The organism is Bowmanella sp. JS7-9 (genome assembly GCF_004329715.1).
Taxonomy (GTDB): domain Bacteria; phylum Pseudomonadota; class Gammaproteobacteria; order Enterobacterales; family Alteromonadaceae; genus Pseudobowmanella; species Pseudobowmanella zhangzhouensis.
Window position 1 is genome coordinate 44,368 of sequence record NZ_JXSY01000013.1, and the last position, 19,714, is coordinate 64,081.

Genomic DNA, 19,714 nt, shown 5'->3' on the forward strand with positions numbered 1-19,714 from the left:
TTTCGCTCCGCCCTTGCTGTCGGCGTTAGCTGCCCTCTAAACTCAGTCAATTTGGAAGACTAATTTTGAGCTTTGTTTTTCTTGCTACTTGCTTTGTAGCTCTATTTGCACTGACAAACTTTTTGCAAAGCTACCTTGGCCTTTTTCCTAAGATTGCTCGAACCTATAAAACAAGCATCAATGTGCCCGATGATTCCTTACTTAAAACGAGTAGTATTTACCTTTCCGACAATACTGCAATCCAAGACTCAGATAGCGAATATCGCCCCTGGTTAACAATAAAAGCAATTGAACAAGGCATTTTCATAGCGCAAAAGAAGTCTCTTATCCTTTTATTTCCCCAAAAATGCCTAATCCCTTGGAATAAAATGACTTTAGTCAATGAAAAACAATCTGCACTTAAAAAGCAGTACCTGTATAAGGTAGAGTGCGGAGAAAAGAACATATACATTCTCGCCAAGGAGAAATTTGAGAAGGGTGTATATGGCAGCTAACAATACACTATTGTCACTCACTTCGTTCGCTGGGACGCACACACAGGGCCGCTTCGCGATTATAGCCCCGTGCCTGCGCCCCAAAGCTTAGCGTTAGCCAGCAATAAGAGTCAGAGTTATGGCAGGAATATTTAGTTTTAAATGCTCATGTTGCGGTGAGCTTCACGAGGGTTCACCGAGCTTTGGATTCAAAGCCCCGGATCCTTGGCTTTGGCAACCCGACGAAGTAAAAGAGCAAGGAAAGATTAGTGATGACCTTTGTTTTTATACTGACGAAGACGGTACACACTATTTTGTGAGAGTAATAATTAAAATTCCTATTCACGGAGTTACCGAGCCGTTCATGTGGGGCGTATGGGTTTCTCTTAGTAAAGAAAGTTATGAGCATTACCTTGAAACTTGGGATGAACCTGATTTAGAACGTGGGTATTTTGGTTGGTTTTGCAGTGCACTACCATATTATAAGTCCACACACTTTCTAGCGACGGATGTGCATCCACAAGCAGATGGAGCTCGTCCATATCTTTGTCTGCAAGAAACTGGTCACGAGCTTTACCATGACCAAGTTAATGGAATCAGTATTGAAAAAGCGCAGAAAATTGCAGAGTCGGCAATGCATGGCTAACAAGGCGCATCACTCGCTCCCTTTGGTCGCTAGGACGTCAAACGCTAACGCGTTTTTACGCCCGATTGCTTTGCGTTAGCGAGTAGGTATATGCGTCGAATTTGGATCGTAGCTTTATTAACAGGCATTTTGGCTGGATGTGCCAATGTTTCCCGCTTTGAGAAAGACGCTTTAGTCGCCCATGGAGAACATCTTAATGACGCTCCTGAGACTCTTTATTACTCACTATTTATAGAAATTGGAAGGGTAGCTGACGCTAAAATAATGCAAGTGTTAGTGAAATTGACACCAGATGCGCCTCCCATATTGCTATCAGAAGTGAAACCAGAGTCAGCCGCCAAGTATTTGTCTAGATTTATACCCCCGCCACAATGGCCGGAGCATTTGAAGAAAAAAGCAACAGAATATCAGGCCTATGTGGGCGGCGGTTTCCACATCACATTTGACGATGGTCGGTTTATATCTATAGGAATATGTTCGCATTGTTCCGGAGGTCGTGAGTATCCCGTTATCGGAACTCCAAATGGAAATGACCTTTATACATTGCCACTTACAGAGCAGCAGCTTATAGATGTGTTTGGTTCGCCTAGCCGACTCTATAAGGTCAATGAAGTTAGGTATTGATGCTAACAAATGCATGCAGTGGGACGCGGCCACGCCGCTGATATGAGCATTAGGTGAAAAAATGGACTTCTCGCCAATTATCAATGAAGTGTTCAAGATGTGGTGGCTTATTCCCATCTTCCTTGTACTTACTATCATTAAAACCCCTTGGTTCAAAGGACTTTTCGGGGAAACATTCGTTAAGTTATCAGCGAAAATCTGTCTTCCAGCTTCAACTTATCATTTGGTTCACAACGTCACCTTACCCACTCCTGACGGAACGACGCAGATCGACCACATTATTGCGTCTCCCTACGGGATTTTCGTCGTTGAAACAAAGAACATCAAAGGTTGGATTTTTGGCGGGGAAAAACAGGCCCAGTGGACCCAGAAAATATTCAAAAACTCATTCAAGTTTCAGAATCCTTTGCGGCAAAACTACAAACATGTAAAAGCGCTGGAAAATGCGCTAAACATTGCGCCAGAATTGATTCACTCAGTTGTCGTTTTTACGGGTGAAAGTACTTTTAAAACAACTATGCCAGCAAACGTAACCCGCGGATTTGGCTACATTCGATACATCAAATCATTCAAAACGCCCGCATTATCAGAAACTGAGGTTCAGAATGCCTTGATGCAAATACTAGATGTTCGCCTTGCGCCATCGCTGGAAACGCATCGGAAGCATGTGCAACAGTTGAGAAAACGCGCCGATACTACAGCAGATCGGATATGCCCCAGGTGTGGTGAACAATTGGTGTCACGTACAGCCAAACGAGGAGCAAATGCTGGAAATCAATTCTGGGGTTGTTCTGCTTACCCGAAATGCAAGGCTATGCAGAGTGTTACCTAACAAAGCAATAAAATCCCGCCTTAGCGGGCATGAGTTAACTTTCGGAAAATTACAATGGATGAAATAACAAGGAAATCAATCATCAACACCAGTTGGGAGCTACATAGTGTTGTAGAAAGTAGCTACCTCAGCCACAACGCGCGCCAGGGTGATGACCAGTGGCTTGAGAAACAGCGCATTCTGTTAGCCGATATGGCCATTCATTTATTGCAAACCGCGTTAAAGCCTGGCGAGATAGAACTGGATAAGTTAAAAAACAATCTGAATGCGATTTTAACGATTACGGATCCGTTTTTACCTAACGCGGAGCTGAAAAAAGCAACCGATAAGCTTTACGAATAGCGGTATAACGGGGCTTCAAAGGCTTAGCTAAAGCCCTCCCCCTACACTAGAACAACTGAGTTTGATGCTTACAGGAAAAAACATGGATGTCATTTTTGACCTAGAAAAAGAGTCTACTGATTGGGCAGCTGAACTAAATACAGAGCTCGAATCGTCGTTTCCAGAATTTTTAGCAACAAGCCCCCGAATTGGGTCTTCGGCATGGTGGGCTGCGATGTCACCGGATATCTTAAAAGGCAAAATTACCCATGTTGGTCCTGTTATCGAAGATAACGAGCGTTACGACATAGTTGCCATCAAAGCATTAGACGAAGATTTACATGGTGATGAATTTGGCGGAAACGGCCAGCCGGAGTATTCGTTATTACAGGAAGATTATTGGCTGTCTGAGCATGTTCGCGAAGGTAAATTTGTTCAAATTGAATCGATTACCCTGCTGCCTACTGGTGAGCTGGACGAGCATTCAATCTACATCGAGACAAAGGTCACTGTTTGGTAAACAACATTTACTGCCACAACGATTGATTAATGAAATTAGAAAAAGCTACCAATGCGGACTACCTCTGCTTAATTGAAATCTGGGAGGCATCCGTCAGAGCTACCCATGATTTTTTAACAGAAGACGATCTCCAAGCGTTAAAGCCGTTGATTCTGGCGCACTATTTTGACGCCGTTGACTTATGGTGCGCCAAAACTAGTCAGGGTGAGATACTCGGTTTTTGCGGGGTGCATGAGGATAATATTGAGATGTTGTTTATCGCACCGCAAGCGCGTGGCAAAGGGGTTGGCAGCGTGTTAACCCAACATGCAATCACTGCGTTGGGCGCATCAAATGTCGATGTGAATGAGCAAAACACGCAGGCACTTGGCTTTTACCAGCATATTGGTTTTAACGTTATCGGCCGCTCGCCATTAGATGGGCAAGGCAAGCCCTACCCGCTTTTACATCTGGCTCTGTAGGAAAAGCCCGCGATGACCTTCTCTTTACGCCCTGCCACCCAGCAAGATTTACCTTTTTTGCTGAAGCTTCGCATCGACAGCATGGAATCCCATCTGCATACCGCGGGGATCTATTTAACTACTGCGCAGCATGAGGCGCGCATCTTACATCAGTTTGAACACGCTAATGTGGTGTTGTTGGCAGGTACGCCGATTGGATTACTTAAGTATGAATCGCGCCAGAACTGCGTGCATATTATGCAGTTTCAACTGGTACCAGCGTGTCAGGGCAAAGGTTACGGCCGCACGATTCTCTCGCAGGTCATCGCCGCAGCTGGGCAAAAGCCCGTGACCCTTAAGGTGTTGAAACAAAATCCGGCCAAGCGCCTGTATTTGTCGATGGGATTTGAACAGGTGGGTGAAGATGCGGATGAATATCACCTGCGCTACACGCCCGTGGAACAGTAAAATCCAATCATTGGCAACTCCCTGTCAATCACCACTGTGCACATTCAACGAACAGTACAAAAAAGCCCGCATTGCGCGGGCTCAAAAATTACAGCGTGTGTGCGTTACCACATCAAATCATCAGGGATTTGATAATCTGCGTACCAGTCGTCTTCTTCTTTAGGGGCTTCGCTGATGGTGAGCTGATCGGCGCGGTACAGCACAATGCTTTCGTCGCGCTGAGCAATCTTGTCTGCCACCGGCATCGGCACAATCTGGTAGCCATTTTCCGCTTTCACAATCGCCAGTTTGCCCTGGCTCAAACGGTTTTGAGTCTGTTTGTTTACCATCAGGCGTTTAATCGTGCTGCCGTCGGTAAAGTTAAACGCGATATCGCCATTATCTTTGGGCTGCGCATTTACCTCGATCAGCTGGCGAATTTGTGCCAACAGAGCTTTTTGATCCGCTTCGGCTTTTTGCGCGGCGTTTAGCTGGCGATCCTTTTCCGCTTTAGCCATGCGAGCCTGTTCAGCTGCTTGTTTCGCCTCATCCACGCTTTCAACTTTATGTTTTTGTTTTTGCTTAACTTGTTTGTGCTTTTCGCGCTTGATTTGGCCGGCCTTTTTTTTATCCGCCAACCCGGCTTTTAATAGCTGTTCCTGTAAGGACAATGCCATGGGGTGTCTCCTGAATCTGTCTGGGCGGTATTTTGCCACGCAGCGCCCGAAGTGCAATGCCTGTATCACCGACAAATATCATAACTGACACAACTGGTTACATTCCTCTGCCGTTGGCAAATAAACCTTTGCCACTTCGGTTTCGACTTACTCAGTGATTGTTTTGCAAAATTTTAGGGAAAGCACCATGAAAATAGCCGATACCAGCGGCCAGGATGTCGTGATCCAACGGCCCAAAAACACCACCAAACGCAATGTGTTGGTGATCAGTGGCGTGGCCGCCGCATTGTTACTGGGAGCCTGGGCCCTGCCCGGCATCAGCAGTTGGCAACAGGCCGAGATGAGCGTGAATATGTCGCGCTTGCGCTTAAGCACAGTTAGTCAGGGGGATTTTACCCGTGACTTATCAGTTCAGGGTCAGGTGGTGGCCGCCATCAGCCCCAGAATGTATAGCCCGGCGCAAGGCACCATTACCTTTGAGGTAGACGCCGGAGACAGCGTCAGCAAAGGTCAGGTGCTGGCGCATATCGACAGCCCCGAACTGACCAACGAGCACAAACAGGAAAGCTCTACCGCGATGCAAATGGCGCTGGAGTTAGATCGCCGTAAAATTCAGGCCAAAAAGCAGGCACTGGAAAACCAAAAGTCGGTAGATCTGGCCAAAGTGGCCCTGGTTGCCGCTGAGCGCGAGAAACGTCGCGCCGACAGTGCCTGGGAAAGCAAAGCGATAAGCCAAATCGACTTTGAAAAGGCGCAGGATGAGCTGGAAAACGCCAAACTGGTCTATCACCACGCAGTGGAAGATGCGGCGCTGAACAAAGAATCACTAGCGTTTGAAATTCAAACCCAGGAATTGATGTTAACCCGCCAAAATCTGCTGGTTGAAGAACTAACCCGCAAGGTAGACGAACTGACCCTGCGCTCACCGGTCGATGGCATCGTAGGCAATCTGGCGGTAGAGCAAAAGAATCAGGTCGCACAGAATCAGCCAATTTTATCTGTGGTGGATCTATCCGTATTTGAACTGGAAGTTGCGATCCCGGAAAGCTATGCCGACGACCTTGCCATTGGCATGCCGGCAGAAATAACCCTCAATGGCGAAACGCACCAGGCCACGCTGGTTACCATTTCCCCTGAAATTGAAAACAATCAGGTGACCGGTAGGGTGCGTTTCGCCGCCCAATCCCCCAGTGGTTTACGTCAGAACCAGCGGTTAAACACCCGTATCTTGCTAGAGCACAAAGAAGATGTGCTGATGGTACAGCGCGGCCAGTTTCTGGAAACCGGCAACGGCAGCATTGCTTATGTGGTTGATGGCAATCTGGCGCAAAAACGCACCATTCGCACCGGCGCACGCTCATTATCGAGCGTCGAGATCCTGGACGGATTGCGTCCTGGCGAACAAATCATTATTTCCGGCACTGATCAGTTTCAGGGTGCCGACACCATCATGTTAACTCAATAACGGCACATGCTGCTTTAAGGACATCATCATGCTAACCATGACCAATGTGAAAAAGATTTTCCGTACGGATTTAGTCGAAACCCATGCCCTGAAAGATTTCAGCCTGCAAGTCAATGAAGGCGAATTTGTCGCGGTGACCGGCCCATCCGGTAGCGGCAAAACTACCTTTCTAAATATCGCCGGCCTGTTGGAAACCTTTGAAAGCGGGCAATACATGCTCGATGGTAACGACGTCAGCCAGTTAAGTGACAACGCCCGCAGTAAGATCCGCAATCAAAAGATCGGCTTTATTTTTCAGGGTTTTAACCTGCTGCCGGATCTTAACCTGTTTGATAACGTTGATGTACCGCTGCGTTACCGTGGTTGGTCTGCCAGCGAGCGCAAACAGCGAATCGAGCATGCATTGGAAACCGTGGGCTTAGCCAGTCGTCAAAAGCACCTGCCCTCGCAGTTATCCGGTGGACAACAACAGCGCGTTGCAATTGCCCGTGCACTGGCCGGTGAGCCACGTTTTCTGCTGGCGGATGAACCAACCGGTAACCTAGACTCGAAAATGGCTCACAGCGTGATGGAACTGCTGCAGGACATTAATCAGCGCGGTACCACCATTGTCATGGTAACCCACGATCCATCACTGGCAGCCGAAGCAGGCCGCAATATCTTTGTACGCGACGGGCAAGTCAGTGAGTTACATGAGGTCAACACCTTCGCTGACGTGGTCAATGGCTAAGGAGGCCGTATGTTTCGTTACTATTTGCGCCTGGCGCTACTAAGTTACAAACGCAATCCGATTTTAAGCAGCCTGATGGTGCTGGCGATTGCCATGGGCATTGGCGCGTGTATGACCACCATTACCGTCAATTACATTATGTCCTCTGACCCGATCCCACAAAAAAGCGAACAGCTATTTTATGTGCAGTTAGACAGCTGGGATCCAAACTCCCCTGCCCGTGAACCAAACGATCCACCCGATCAGGTGACCTGGACAGATGCCACCAATCTGATGAAGGCCAAACAGGCGTTTCGTCAGTCTGCAATGGCAAGATCCGGGGGTGTGGTGGAGCCGGAAAATGGCGACAGCAAACCGTTTATGACGGATATTCGCCTCGCCTACAGCGACTTTTTCGCGATGTTCAATGTACCGTTTCAATACGGCAGTGGCTGGGACAGTCAAAGTGATGACAACCGCGATATGGTGGTGGTTATCAGCCGCGCCATGAACGATCAGTTGTTTGGCGGAGAAAATTCAGTAGGTAAAACCGTTCGCCTGGCGGGTCACAACTTCCGCGTCGTCGGCGTGTTAAAAGAATGGCGACTGGTGCCGCGTTTTTATGATGTGACGACCGGCGCATTCGATAACACCGAAGATTTCTATATGCCCATGCCGCTCAAAGAATCGCTGGAGCTGACCTCAAACGGCAATGTGAACTGCTGGAAACGCCCGGCGGAAGACGGTTTCCTCGGCTTTCTGTATTCCGAATGCGTGAACTTCCAGATGTGGGTTGAACTGCGTGACGACGCCGAAAAACAAGCCTATATGGCGTTTTTAAACAGCTATGCCGACGAGCAACGGGCGCTGGGGCGCTTTGAACGTCCGAATAACAACCGCCTGAGTAACGTTATGGAATGGATGGCCTACAACAATGTGGTGGCGGATGACGCCGAAATTATGTTGTGGCTGAGCCTGATGTTCCTGCTGGTGTGCCTGCTCAATACGATTGGTTTATTGCTGGCTAAATTCAGTGGTAAAGCTGGCGAGATCAGTCTGCGCCGCGCAGTAGGTGCCTCCCGTCGCGATGTGTTTATGCAGCATTTAGTCGAAACCGGTTTAATTGGCGTGATCGGCGGTATCGCGGGATTAGGTCTGGCGATGCTGGGGTTATCCGGCATCGGTGTGTTATATGGCGACCTGGCCAACGATCTGACCAGCATGGATCCAAAACTGGTGGCGATTGCCCTGGGCCTGGCGCTGGTATCCAGTATTCTGGCCGGCCTTTACCCCACCTGGCGCAGTACCCGTGTGGCACCTGCCAGCCAACTGAAGTCCCAATAAGGAGAGCGATATGAACTGGGAAATCGGTCCAATATTTCGCGCAGTCATGCGCAATAAGGTCGGGGCGGTACTGATCGCCCTGCAGGTGGCAGTGACCATGACAATCATCGTTAACGCCATTTTTATCATCAACGAGCGAAAAGAATTGCTGGCCAGAGAAAGTGGCATCGATGAAGCCAATACTTTTTATCTGTCCAGCAGCGGCTTTGGCGATAACTACAACGCGCAAGTCACAGTTGAGGAAGACCTAGCCAACCTACGTCAGATCCCGGGCGTGATTAATGCCACGCAGACCAATGCGATCCCCATCAGCGGTGGCGGTTGGTCAATGGGCTTGAAAACCGAGCCGGGCGTAGAAAACGAAGGTGTCGGAGTGGCGGTGTATTTTACCGATCAGCATGGCCTGCAAACCTACGATGTGGAACTGCTGGCCGGGCGTAATTTTACCGACGCGGATATTACCTGGCGTGATCCGGTCAAAGGCGACTGGCCGCAAATGACTATCCTGACCCAGGCCATGGCCAAAGATCTGTTCCCTGACCTGCCTTATCAGGACGTGGTGGGCAAAACCGTGTTTATTAACGATGATGAGCCAATTCAAATCATCGGCATTATCGATAAATTGCACGCGCCCTGGATTGGTTGGGATGGGCTGGAACGCGTAATGTTGGTGCCACAGCATCTGCTGTTCGACAGCTACCGCTACCTGATCCGTACTGAGCCTGGCCAACTGGATCGCCTGATGCCGGAAATTGAAGCTCTGCTGGCCGACAGCAACCGCAATCGCATTATCCGCAACATGAACTCCATGACGGATACCCGCGAGCGGACCTATCGCGGCCATTCCGCGATGGTAAGCATGCTGACTATCATCATTGTGGTACTGACCATAGTGACTGCGCTGGGGATTGTGGGGCTGGTAAGTTTCAGCGTGAATCGCCGTCGCAAGCAAATCGGTACCCGCCGGGCACTGGGCGCTACGCGCTTCGCCGTGATGCGCTATTTCCTGGTAGAGAATTTTATGATCACCAGCGTTGGCGTACTGTTAGGTGCAGCAATGACGGTGGGCCTGAATATCTGGCTGGTAAATAGCTTTGAAATGCAGCGTATAGACTGGTACTACATTCCCATTGGCATGTTGTGCTTGTGGCTGATTGGCTTGCTGGCGGTGTATGGGCCAGCACGCAAAGCGGCGTCTATTCCGCCTGCACTGGCCACCCGCACGGTATAACCCATCTGACTAAAAGCCCCATTTACAGGGGCTTTTTTATTGCCAATTTTTTAGCTGACTGGTTTGGTCGCAATCAAATAACAATGGGTGTCCGGCGCAATCGGCCGCTGCAGAAACACCAGATTGAGTTTATTGGCCGCCAGCACTGACAAATAGCCGGTAATACCTAATGTGGCGTAATACAATTGTGGCCCCATTGCGGCATTGCGATGTTCATCCGGGTGTTCTAATCCCCCAAATGAAAAGATCAATACACCACCGGGGTTAAGCCAATGACTCATGTTATTGATTAACTGGGTCTGTTGAATGGGTGACATATGCCACAGGCTGTCCCAGGCGCTGATAAAATCATACGTGCGTGGAGGCTGCCAGATCAGTACGTCCTGGTGGAAAAAGGACACATCGGGCAAGGCGGCGCGGGACAGACGAATCATTTCCGCTGATACATCGATACCATGGCACTCAAAACCGTGAGACTGCACCAGTGAGATCAAACGCCCATTACAGCCACACCCAATATCCAGCGCAGTTTTACCCTGCGTAACCGAATTCAGCGCCTGTTGGTGAGCGCTGATTCCATTGCTGCGGTCAAAGTCGTCCCGTAACCAAAGGTGGGTGATTTGATCATAAGCCTGGCCTATTTGCACTGGGGTCATGCTGATGGGCTGCATACTTTATTGAGATTCCTCATAAAAAAGGCCGCTGTCTCGCGGCCTTATCATAACGCTGCACGGGTCTAGCGTTTAAAGGTTTTACTGATCCCGGCAATTTTGTCGATGCTGACTTTAAGATTATCGGCGTTTTCGCGCATCTCACGCGCCACATCATTGTTCTGATCGGCCACCTGCACAATGTTATTGATATTGCGTTCAATCTCACTGCTGGCAAGTTTCTGTTCACTGGTGGCTGTTACGATCATGGAGGAAAACTCAGTGACTTTGTCGATCATGCTGTAGATATTTTCAATCTGCTGAGCTGACACTTCACTGTCCTCAGCACAGCTCAGCGCCCTGTCGCGACTTTCCTGCATCACCTTAACCCACTCCTGTAGCGTGCTGCGCATCTGTTGCAGGTTTTCTTTGATGGTCCCTGCCGATACCTGCGTGCGGGTCGATAATGCCCGTACTTCATCTGCCACCACCGAGAAGCCGCGGCCACTTTCACCCGCCCTTGCCGCCTCAATCGCAGCATTTAGCGCCAGCAGATTGGTTTGATCGGCTATCGCCTCGATTTCCGACATCGTACTGGAGACTTTATCCGCCTCGGCCATTAACGAATCAGCCGAGTTGGCGGCGGTACTAACTATGTCCGCTAACTGGTTCACCTTATCGCGACTTTCCAGCACACGACTCTTGGCCGTTTCACAAAACTTACCGGTTTCATGCACCTGACCCGCGGTTTGCTCGGCGTTTTGCGCCACCACCTCGCTGGTTTGCGCCAGTTCATCAATCGCCGCAGCAATGGACTCAACTTCGCTTTTTTGCTGGCGGATCCCTTCTGTGGTTTGTTTCACCAGTGCCACGGTATTGAACACGATATCCTGCAAGCTGTTTCCGGCATCTTGCGTGCGACCCAGTAAAGTGCGCTGCATGCCTTCCTGCATGGCCATATGGAAGCGAAACTGCCCTGCCGCGCCATGCCCGCCGTAAACCAAGCGGCTGACACTGTCGAATTGCTCACGCAATTTATTGGCAATGGCTGGGGTAACAAATAATTCATTGCGAAACAGCAATAACAAAGCCCCTGTGACCACTAAAAAGATCAAAGCAGGCAAGACATCCGCCATGGTCCATATCAATGCAAAACCAATCAGACCAATCACTGCGGCACTTAACTGTTTAACCGACTGACTAAACTCACGGCCTGGCGATTTACCACTATTGATGGCTTGGTACAGGCGCTGCGCCCGCGCTTTGACTTTGGCGTCCGGTTTGACCCGCACCGACTGGTAACCAACGAGTTTGTCACCAACAAAAATCGGCGTAACAAAGGCATCCACCCAGTAATAACTGCCGTCCTTACACAGGTTTTTCACAATTCCGCGCCAGCTATGACCCTTTTGCAGGTTGTCCCACATGTCTTTAAAGGCGGCTTTTGGCATATCAGGATGGCGCACCAGATTATGGTTCTTACCGACTAATTCTTCTGACGTGTAGCCCGCCACTTTGCAGAAAATGTCATTGGCGTAGGTGATCACGCCTCGGGTATCTGTGGTAGATACCAGTTCTTCATTTGCCGGGTAGGTTACTTCCCTATCGGTGACCGTTTGGCCTCGTCGCATTGCTATCTCCCAATTTAGCGCTTCAAATAAGCGCTTTAACGGCATTGAAAAACGCCGCTGTTGCAGCTTGTGAGGCTCGCTGAACAGCCGCTTTACTCATCACACTGACCGCCAGCATTTGTGCTTCAATGGTCAGGCGTTCATCCTCCAGTTCCATTTGTAATTCCTCGTCGGTGATCTCACCTCGCAATCGTTGCTCTGCAAGTTGTTGCAGCGCGGCGCGTTCTCCGGCGAGTATCTGTTGACCGTAACTGCCCAGTGCAGCGGCATCCTCGCGCAGCGAATGAACCATTGCCCCGAGCATTTGTTGAATCACTGCTTCCAAATCCATGTGCATCAACCCTGTTGTGGATTAAAAGACTTTTTCGCTTCCTCGCTTAATGCCATCGCAATAAACAAACGAAAAAAGCGTTGCCGATGGTTGCCGAGCAACGCATCTTTATACACCGCATCAGCCGCCAGCTTCTGTGGATCATCATCAAACAGAATATACCTGGCCCAGTTATCCTTATGGCGCTGCTGATAGCGTTCGAAAAACTGCAAAATCTGCTCACTGATGGCGATACTTTCACTGTTCATGGGTCGGATTTGGTTACGCATAACCAACATTCGTAACGCCACTGTGATTTCCCGGTAGCGGGGCTCCCACTGTGAATAAACCCGTTCAGGTGCCGGCGTTGCCAGCATATCGGCATAGAAGGTGTCCACCGCTGCCGCCACCTCGACGATTTGCTCAGCCCCTTTTTCATCATATGGTGCGACCGTGCTGATGCAGCCAGTCAGAACGGCGAATAGCCCTAATCCAGAAATTACACCTAACAACTTGTTTCGCATCATGTTTCCCTACTCATCGCCATCGTCAACCAAGCATAGACAAGGCTCTTATGGCTTGCCTGTGTTTTGTCCTTTTTTGGCAATTTCGCCAGGTAAAAATACAAAAGCCGGCAGTCAGCCGGCTTTGACGCGCCTTGGGAGAGCTTATCGGTAGATTTGTACCGAGACTTTACCGTTTTTATCGATGCTGGCCCGATACATGCCTTCGGAGTTGAATGGCATACTGATATTGCCCTTTGAATCGAGGATGATTACGCCGCCTTCGCCCGCATCGGCATTCAAGACCCCATTTATGACCTCATTACCAGCTTGCTCAATGGTTTTACCCTGATATTTCACGCGTGCGCAGATATCCGCCGCGACCTGATAACGTATAAAGTATTCACCATGCCCGGTAGCACTGACTGCGCAACTGGTATTGTCGGCGAAGGTACCCGCACCAATGATGGGTGCGTCGCCGATTCGCCCCCAGCGCTTGGCGGTCATCCCACCGGTTGAGGTGCCTGCAGCCAGGTTACCCTGTTTGTCCAACGCCACAGCCCCGACCGTACCCATTTTATAATCACGGTGTTGCTGCCACAGCGACGCATGGTCGTTTTTGATCATTTTCGCTTTGGCTTTTCGCAGTGCTTCACGCCGACGTGGCGTATCAAAATAACTGTTGTCGACCATGTCCAACCCCTGCTCGCGGGCAAACGCGTCGGCACCACTGCCTGACAGCATTACGTGCACCGATTGCTCCATTACCGCACGGGCCGCATTAATCGGGTTTTTAATTTGGGTAACACCTGCAACTGAGCCCGCGGCGCGGGTTCGGCCATCCATAATAGATGCGTCCAGCTCATGTATCTCATCCCAGGTAAACACGGCGCCCTTGCCAGCGTTAAACAGTTCGGAGTCTTCCATCACATTAATCGCGGTTTGGACTGCTTCGAGACTTGATGCGCCCTGCTGCAGGCGGGCGTAACCGGCTTTGACCGCCTCTTCCAGTTTGGCCCGGTAGGCCGCCTCCTGCTCTGCAGTCATACTCTGGCGCGTGATTGTGCCGGCTCCACCATGGATGGCGATGGCAATATCATTGGCGCTGACAATGGGTGTGATAAACAGTAATGCAGCTAACGAGAGTGGTTTCATGACGGAGTCCCTGTGATTTTTCAACGACCATAAACAACACAGCCGGACTAAGCTAGTCCGGCTGCGATAAAAGGTGGGCAAAAACTGCCGAAAAATCAGTATTGCCAGGCGTAACTAAACTTAGCGAAGACCTGACGATCGGTGCGGCGATAGCCATTTGACTCGGCGGTATCCAAACCAAAATCACCATAACCCACATAGATCAGGGTTTGTGGATTGACCTTGTAGGAGTACAACAACTGCGTTTGCACATAAGACTCGCTGTCAGCATAGTCCTCAGGCTGCAAATACAGGCCCGGGGTACGATTAATATGCGTGTACTGCACGTTTAAACGGATCTGATTGCGCATATCGAATTGATAAGACAGCACCGCATCGGCCAAATAGGCGTTATACAGATTGCTACCATCAATATCTAACGTATCGTAATAGTTACCTACCAGCAGCTCCCATTCATCGCTGATTTGCCAGTTGATCACAGACTCAACGTACCAGTTCTGACCCAGACGTACGTTGTCGTAATCAATGCTGTCACCATGGCTGACATACAGGCTCACATATAAATCGGCAATCGGACGACCTTCCAGCCAGGTACTGACCTTGTATTCGTCAAACAACTCACCCGCATAGTGACGCTCGCGCGCCAGCACACCGGCACTAACGAACGCTGAGTAGCTGTTAAACCACAGATTGATATACCCCTCGATTTCCTGTTCGAGCAACTGGTCATCACTGAGACGATAAGTTTTGTCCCAATCGCCGTTAATGCGTACCCGATTGACGGTTTTATTGTCTTTCAGGTACCAGTTGTGACCACCACCTACCACCAGCTTCTGATAATCAGATTGACCAACGAAGCCCATATCGGCACGAAAATCCTGACCTATGCGGTTGTACTCCACATAAATATTGTCATCGCCGGTAAAGTACTGGTAATTCAGCGACACCGCGTTGTCGGTTTGCTGTGCCGCCAGACTATAGTCTTGTTGTACCTGCAGCGGGTTGTCGCTTTCTGAGCGGGCCACCAGATAGGTAATCTGATGGGCATCATTGATGTTGTACACACCATCCACTGCCAGCATATCGTTGCGATAGTCATCGGCACTGCGGCTTGTCAATAACACGCCCGCACTGCTGCGTTCACCCACATCCGATTTGTATCGTCCGACAAAACTCTTTGAGGCGCTGTCCAGTTGCACAATATCGCTGCTTTCACTGAAGGGTAACAGGAAGTCGGTACGTTTATCGTCTGCCATCATCACCCCAAAGCTATGGGAATTAATTTTACCGGTGATCTTTGCGCCAACATCCGGATCGACAATATTACGGGTATGCACCAGATTCAGCTGGTTACTGCTGAAATAATCGCTGCCATCAAGGAAAAACGGGCGTTTTTCGTTGTAGAACAATGCGAAAGTTTTATTAATATCCAGTTGACCATCATCCGCTTCCACATTGGAGAAATCCGGGTTGATGGTGGCGTTTAGCACGATGTCCTGGGTCATCCCCCAACGAATGTCCAGACCAACATCGCTTTCCACATCGCCGTTTACCCAATCGCCCTGCGCGTTTTTGCTGTCGGCACGGCCTAGTGTCAAGGTTGGGGTCAACTGCAGGTTGTGGCCTTGCTTGATATTATTGAAACCGCGGATCTGATCGAACTGACAAATTGAACATTTGCTATCCCGATCACGCGGGAAATTCGTCGCAGAGGATTTTATATCGCGGGGATGGTTACGCCATAACGCGATATTCCAGGTTTGCGGCTGGCCGGTTTCCGGGAAACGCAGGGCTTTAAATGGGATCGCCACTTCGACCTGGTAACCAAACTCGGTGATTTGGCCGGCACTGTCCCATATAGCATCCCAGCTTTCGTCTTCTGCCCAACCATCGTTGTCGTCCATCAGCATATCTGCCTGCGCACCATATGGATTGACAAAAAATTCAAAACCCGTGCGCTGAGCGCCGAATGTGTCAATGATGATGCCGACGTTGTCATCCTGAAACAAACCATCGTGTGGACGGAATGCACTGCGAATCAACTCAGGATTATCATCATAAGCTTTAAATGCGATATACAGGTACTCACCATCTTCGTATAAAAACGCTTCAGTCCTGATACGCGCGGGATCACCGTGATTGGGATAGGCTTCATAAGCCAGATTGATTTGCGTGGCATGCTGCCACACGGCCTCATCTAGCTGACCATCTACTTTGATTTTGCTGCTGTCGTGTAACAGCTCATATTGTGCCGCTTGAGCAGGCACAGCCAAACAGGCTAATGCCAACAGCATTCCTGCTTTATTATGCTTTTCCATCTACGCTACTACTTGTTGTATTTCGTTATAGTTTTAGTCGCGACAGATGCTACCAAAGTTTGCCCAATTGCTTAAATAAAAATCATATTTTTTACGGACTTATTGGCGGGTAGTATTCACACCTTGGTACAAACTTTGCTCCCTTATTGTTTTTGGCTTCGTTGTTTCAGGCCATAACGACCATAGATAAAGTGAGAGGATCATGAAAAAACTGATTATTGCGACAACCATTGCAACTCTGATGATGACAGGTTGCGCCAATGATATGAGCAACGCGCAAAAAGGCGCAGGCATTGGCGCGGTACTGGGTGCCGTGTTGGGTAAAGCCACCGGCGATCATGATAAAAGCCGTCTGGCATGGGGCGCGGTTGTCGGCGCGATTGCCGGTGGTGCAATTGGCAATTACATGGATAAACAGGAAGAGGAGTTCCGCAAAGAATTGGCCGACAGTGGTGTCGAGGTGTATCGGGATGGCGACACCATTACTCTGCGGATGCCGGGCAACATTACTTTCGATACTGACAGCAACCGTATCGACCCACGCTTTTACCCGGTGCTGAACGATGTCGCGCTTGTGCTAAACAAGTATGAAAAGACGGTGCTAAAAATCACCGGGCACACCGACAGCACAGGGTCAGATGAATACAACCAGTCTTTGTCTGAACAACGTGCCGCCAGCGTGAAAAATTATCTGCTCAGTCAACAGGTGGATAATCGTCGTATCACCACAGTGGGCATGGGTGAATATGAGCCTTTGGTCAGCAACGATACAGCAGAACTGCGCCAGCAAAACCGTCGGGTGGAGCTGCAAGTTTTTCCATTAAAGAACAGCTAACCGGTAAAAATGACCGCCCCGCCTTGTCGGGGCGTTATTTTTTTACGCAGTAAAATAAACAATCCTCAGTCGCCGCTTTGACAGACGTAGTCGCCATAAAAATATGCAATGATTGATTAAAACGCACCTGATTATTGTCCAGCGTAAATAAGTCCAGGTGCAGGTCATTGCCCATTTCATCCCGCACCCGAAAAACGCTTAAATCTGCGCCATTGATCCACCCAAGTAAATCACCCTGTTCAACCCCGTCATAATTATATTGTGTGACCTGTTGGAGGATGCATACATCGGTCAGGTGCTGGCGCTGGTTGGCGTAGCTTAGCGACATGCCGGGGCGCAACTCTACCCGCATCGGATGACTCAGGACCTGAGCGGGAAACGCACATTCATCCAGGGTCTCGCTGATGGCCAATCGACATATTCCCTGATAAGCAATTTGGTGTGATTTGGCATCATCGCTGCCGCCGCACTCAATCGTCAGGGTTGGACAGTCAAATTCCTGCTCCATCAAAGAGCCCAGGCGCAAACCCGTATGAATTAAATAATCGCTCCATAGCCCTGCCAGTTTTCGCGTCGCGAGATCCTTTTGCAGTGCCACCGCAAATGCAGGTCCCTGACCTGAGGTATTGTGTAAATCAACCACGCATTCCGGGGTAACCTCGCGAATCGCCTTCACAATGCGCTGCGCACGCAGGGTATCCGCCTGATTGTCATCCAGGGCAAAGCAGCGGTTGAGATCCCTTTCCCCCTCAATATACCGTTGGCTAAACCATTTTGCTGTTTTGGCGGCAGACACGGATGCAACAATAAAACGTAAATTTACCGCAGGTATCACGGCTGAATGCCAATAGCGACACATGGCGTAAAAACCCGACGGTTCATTGCCATGGATCAGCACCGACACAGCGCGCCACCTGGTATTATCCTGACCGGCGACATCAAATACACTGACGTCCTGCAGGCGAGAAAGTACCTCTAATGGCTGGGCAAATTTCTGATGCCCCTGCAAATCCGCTCGATGTAATGCCTCAGCCCGCATGCCTGATACTCCATTCACTGACGGGCAAACCACTTTGTACCCAGTGGGCATATTGTTCAACTAACTGCGCTAATGCCTGTTGCTGAGGATATTGCTGGCGTAGCGCCTCCAATTGTTGTCGCTGCCAACGGGCGCCAGTCTGACCAACCTGCAAACGTTTCTCGATGATACTCAAAAAGCGTTTTTGCTCTAACTGGTCAACCCCCAGCATGGTCAGGCCCTGATACGCCTTGGGCAACACACTTTGCAGAATGTCGCTTATCGGCAACTCTTCAAGCACGCCGGTGACACCATTTGGCCATAACAATTTGGCATCCAGTCCCTGCTGCGCCGCACGATAAAAATTGTACTCAGCCAGCTTAAATGGCAAACGCGCGGTGAAATCTTCGATTTGGGAGGCCAATCCCATGGCCAGACCTATGCTGAGCGCAGCATTTGCCACCATATCCAATATCGACGGGCCAGCCGGTAACGCGCGAAATTCAATGCGCACGTGACCGTTTCCGGTATGACTGTAAACCGGCCGCAACCAGGGCCAGGTAGTACCCATATGCAGATTTAATTCTGTCAGGCGAGGTAAATCAGACGCACTCTCGTCACAGCACACAGGCAACAGTGGCGGAAACAGCGACACCACCTCAGCATAGAGCTCCCAGGCATCGCGTCTGACCCACCCCAGCCCAAATGACACGCGCGCAGGCTGTTGCCATTCAAATTCGGCGTCTTTACGCACATCCAGTGATTGTTTAAACAGTGCAACCCGGGTTTCATCCCATAATAATTTGCCCATTAAGGCGGGCGAATTGGCGCTGATCGCAATTACCAGGGGTAAGGTCAGCAAGGCTGCATTAAACACATTGGCGAATTGCTGGTTTGGCACCATCATATGCACCTGAAACGAGGTGTTAGCGCCTTCCGCGGTCACATCATCAATTTGCATATTTAACGATTCAACTCCATTGATACGCAGGTTAAAGGGTTCACCACGGCGGCGGCTAAGTTGCTCGACCAACGCTTGATATCGCATCAACGGGGTCATATTCGCTACGCCCAATTGTTCAACGCATAAAGTAGGTAAAATACCAATGGGGATGGCGCGGGTCTGCTGAGCGGCACACACTGTTTGCAAAAAGGCGAGTTTATCCTGCAGTTCTTTTTGCAAGGCCAGAAATGGCTGCCCGGCCAATGGCTGGGTGGATAAATTAAGTTCGAGATTGTAGCGATTAAGTTCGGGTTGAAACTGGGGATCATCCAACGCAGACAGAATGCTCTGGTTGTTCATCTGGCACTGGGCATGATCATTGATCAAATACATTTCCAGTTCGGCGCCCATACAAAGCGCCATCTGGCCAAAAGATGGCTGACGAATGATGTGCTTTAACTGCGCCAGTTGACTGGACAATCGTTGAGAAAACGCCTGATTGTCCTGCTCGGTAAAGCTGGTTTGACTGATGTTGCCACCCATTACCATCTCCCTTGCACGGTTTAGGACAGTATGGATCGAATCTCCCGCTTCGGGTTGACCTACATCAATCTAACTGTTT

Annotated in this window: 22 protein-coding genes; 13 read left to right on the plus strand and 9 right to left on the minus strand. The window is 49.7% G+C overall.

What is annotated here, in order from left to right; genetic code table 11:
- The first annotated feature begins 65 nt into the window (after positions 1 to 65).
- From TK45_RS07475 to TK45_RS07510, 8 genes are all read left to right on the plus strand, one after another.
- Positions 66 to 494 (plus strand): hypothetical protein, encoded by a 429-nt coding sequence (locus tag TK45_RS07475; protein ID WP_131258024.1) that lies wholly within the window; start codon positions 66 to 68, stop codon positions 492 to 494.
- A 118-nt stretch (positions 495 to 612) separates the two neighbouring features.
- Positions 613 to 1,119 carry a DUF2199 domain-containing protein gene (locus tag TK45_RS07480; protein ID WP_131258025.1) on the plus strand — a complete coding sequence of 169 codons (507 nt, stop codon included), beginning with the start codon at positions 613 to 615 and terminating at the stop codon, positions 1,117 to 1,119.
- 90 nt (positions 1,120 to 1,209) lie between these two features.
- Positions 1,210 to 1,743, plus strand: a complete 534-nt coding sequence (locus tag TK45_RS07485) for a hypothetical protein (protein WP_131258026.1) — start codon at positions 1,210 to 1,212, stop codon at positions 1,741 to 1,743.
- Positions 1,744 to 1,804: 61 nt separating this feature from the next.
- Positions 1,805 to 2,575, plus strand: coding sequence for a nuclease-related domain-containing protein (locus tag TK45_RS07490; RefSeq protein ID WP_131258027.1), 771 nt, complete (start codon positions 1,805 to 1,807; stop codon positions 2,573 to 2,575).
- A 54-nt stretch (positions 2,576 to 2,629) separates the two neighbouring features.
- Positions 2,630 to 2,917 carry a hypothetical protein gene (locus tag TK45_RS07495; RefSeq protein ID WP_131258028.1) on the plus strand — a complete coding sequence of 96 codons (288 nt, stop codon included), beginning with the start codon at positions 2,630 to 2,632 and terminating at the stop codon, positions 2,915 to 2,917.
- An 82-nt stretch (positions 2,918 to 2,999) separates the two neighbouring features.
- A complete protein-coding gene (locus tag TK45_RS07500) occupies positions 3,000 to 3,416 on the plus strand; it encodes a hypothetical protein (protein WP_131258029.1) in 417 nt (138 codons plus the stop codon).
- Between the two features lie 29 nt (positions 3,417 to 3,445).
- Positions 3,446 to 3,877: an acetyltransferase gene (locus tag TK45_RS07505; protein ID WP_131258030.1), complete on the plus strand. Its 432-nt coding sequence runs from the start codon at positions 3,446 to 3,448 to the stop codon at positions 3,875 to 3,877.
- A gap of 12 nt (positions 3,878 to 3,889) precedes the next feature.
- The gene (locus tag TK45_RS07510) at positions 3,890 to 4,324 is read left to right on the plus strand and encodes a GNAT family N-acetyltransferase (protein ID WP_131258031.1); all 435 of its coding nucleotides are present in this window, start codon (positions 3,890 to 3,892) and stop codon (positions 4,322 to 4,324) included.
- Between the two features lie 104 nt (positions 4,325 to 4,428).
- Here the strand turns inward: TK45_RS07510 and TK45_RS07515 are convergent, their stop codons facing one another.
- Positions 4,429 to 4,980 (minus strand): DUF2058 domain-containing protein, encoded by a 552-nt coding sequence (locus TK45_RS07515; RefSeq protein WP_131258032.1) that lies wholly within the window; start codon positions 4,978 to 4,980, stop codon positions 4,429 to 4,431.
- Positions 4,981 to 5,167: 187 nt separating this feature from the next.
- Here TK45_RS07515 and TK45_RS07520 point away from each other — a divergent pair, with 187 nt between their 5' ends.
- Genes TK45_RS07520 through TK45_RS07535 form a run of 4 tightly spaced genes read left to right on the plus strand, consistent with a single transcriptional unit; the run spans position 5,168 to position 9,729 of the window.
- Complete coding sequence (locus tag TK45_RS07520; protein WP_131258033.1) at positions 5,168 to 6,445, plus strand: efflux RND transporter periplasmic adaptor subunit; 1,278 nt, start codon at positions 5,168 to 5,170, stop codon at positions 6,443 to 6,445.
- A gap of 28 nt (positions 6,446 to 6,473) precedes the next feature.
- A complete protein-coding gene (locus TK45_RS07525) occupies positions 6,474 to 7,175 on the plus strand; it encodes an ABC transporter ATP-binding protein (protein ID WP_131258034.1) in 702 nt (233 codons plus the stop codon).
- A 9-nt stretch (positions 7,176 to 7,184) separates the two neighbouring features.
- Positions 7,185 to 8,498: an ABC transporter permease gene (locus tag TK45_RS07530; protein WP_131258035.1), complete on the plus strand. Its 1,314-nt coding sequence runs from the start codon at positions 7,185 to 7,187 to the stop codon at positions 8,496 to 8,498.
- A 10-nt stretch (positions 8,499 to 8,508) separates the two neighbouring features.
- Positions 8,509 to 9,729: an ABC transporter permease gene (locus TK45_RS07535; protein ID WP_254426562.1), complete on the plus strand. Its 1,221-nt coding sequence runs from the start codon at positions 8,509 to 8,511 to the stop codon at positions 9,727 to 9,729.
- A 50-nt stretch (positions 9,730 to 9,779) separates the two neighbouring features.
- On the opposite strand, the gene TK45_RS07540 is transcribed toward TK45_RS07535, so the two are convergent.
- The 6 genes from TK45_RS07540 to TK45_RS07565 all read right to left on the minus strand — a co-directional run bounded on the left by TK45_RS07540 (position 9,780) and on the right by TK45_RS07565 (position 16,296).
- On the minus strand, positions 9,780 to 10,400 hold the full coding sequence (locus TK45_RS07540) for a trans-aconitate 2-methyltransferase (RefSeq protein WP_131258036.1): 621 nt from the start codon (positions 10,398 to 10,400) through the stop codon (positions 9,780 to 9,782).
- 65 nt (positions 10,401 to 10,465) lie between these two features.
- Positions 10,466 to 12,010, minus strand: coding sequence for a PAS domain-containing methyl-accepting chemotaxis protein (locus TK45_RS07545; protein ID WP_165490733.1), 1,545 nt, complete (start codon positions 12,008 to 12,010; stop codon positions 10,466 to 10,468).
- A 22-nt stretch (positions 12,011 to 12,032) separates the two neighbouring features.
- The gene (locus tag TK45_RS07550) at positions 12,033 to 12,341 is read right to left on the minus strand and encodes a hypothetical protein (protein ID WP_131258038.1); all 309 of its coding nucleotides are present in this window, start codon (positions 12,339 to 12,341) and stop codon (positions 12,033 to 12,035) included.
- A 5-nt stretch (positions 12,342 to 12,346) separates the two neighbouring features.
- Entirely contained in the window at positions 12,347 to 12,847 is a 501-nt protein-coding gene (locus tag TK45_RS07555) for a hypothetical protein (RefSeq protein WP_131258039.1), read from the minus strand.
- A gap of 141 nt (positions 12,848 to 12,988) precedes the next feature.
- Positions 12,989 to 13,978, minus strand: coding sequence for an isoaspartyl peptidase/L-asparaginase family protein (locus tag TK45_RS07560; protein WP_131258040.1), 990 nt, complete (start codon positions 13,976 to 13,978; stop codon positions 12,989 to 12,991).
- A gap of 95 nt (positions 13,979 to 14,073) precedes the next feature.
- Positions 14,074 to 16,296: a carbohydrate binding family 9 domain-containing protein gene (locus tag TK45_RS07565; protein WP_131258041.1), complete on the minus strand. Its 2,223-nt coding sequence runs from the start codon at positions 16,294 to 16,296 to the stop codon at positions 14,074 to 14,076.
- A gap of 202 nt (positions 16,297 to 16,498) precedes the next feature.
- Here TK45_RS07565 and TK45_RS07570 point away from each other — a divergent pair, with 202 nt between their 5' ends.
- Positions 16,499 to 17,131 (plus strand): OmpA family protein, encoded by a 633-nt coding sequence (locus TK45_RS07570; RefSeq protein ID WP_131258042.1) that lies wholly within the window; start codon positions 16,499 to 16,501, stop codon positions 17,129 to 17,131.
- Between the two features lie 34 nt (positions 17,132 to 17,165).
- On the opposite strand, the gene TK45_RS07575 is transcribed toward TK45_RS07570, so the two are convergent.
- Together TK45_RS07575 and TK45_RS07580 are read right to left on the minus strand one after the other, a co-directional pair.
- On the minus strand, positions 17,166 to 18,170 hold the full coding sequence (locus tag TK45_RS07575; RefSeq protein ID WP_165490734.1) for a succinylglutamate desuccinylase/aspartoacylase family protein: 1,005 nt from the start codon (positions 18,168 to 18,170) through the stop codon (positions 17,166 to 17,168).
- Positions 18,160 to 19,635: a glutamate-cysteine ligase family protein gene (locus TK45_RS07580; protein ID WP_165490735.1), complete on the minus strand. Its 1,476-nt coding sequence runs from the start codon at positions 19,633 to 19,635 to the stop codon at positions 18,160 to 18,162. The genes TK45_RS07575 and TK45_RS07580 overlap by 11 nt, the downstream gene beginning before the upstream one ends.
- Positions 19,636 to 19,714 lie beyond the last annotated feature (79 nt).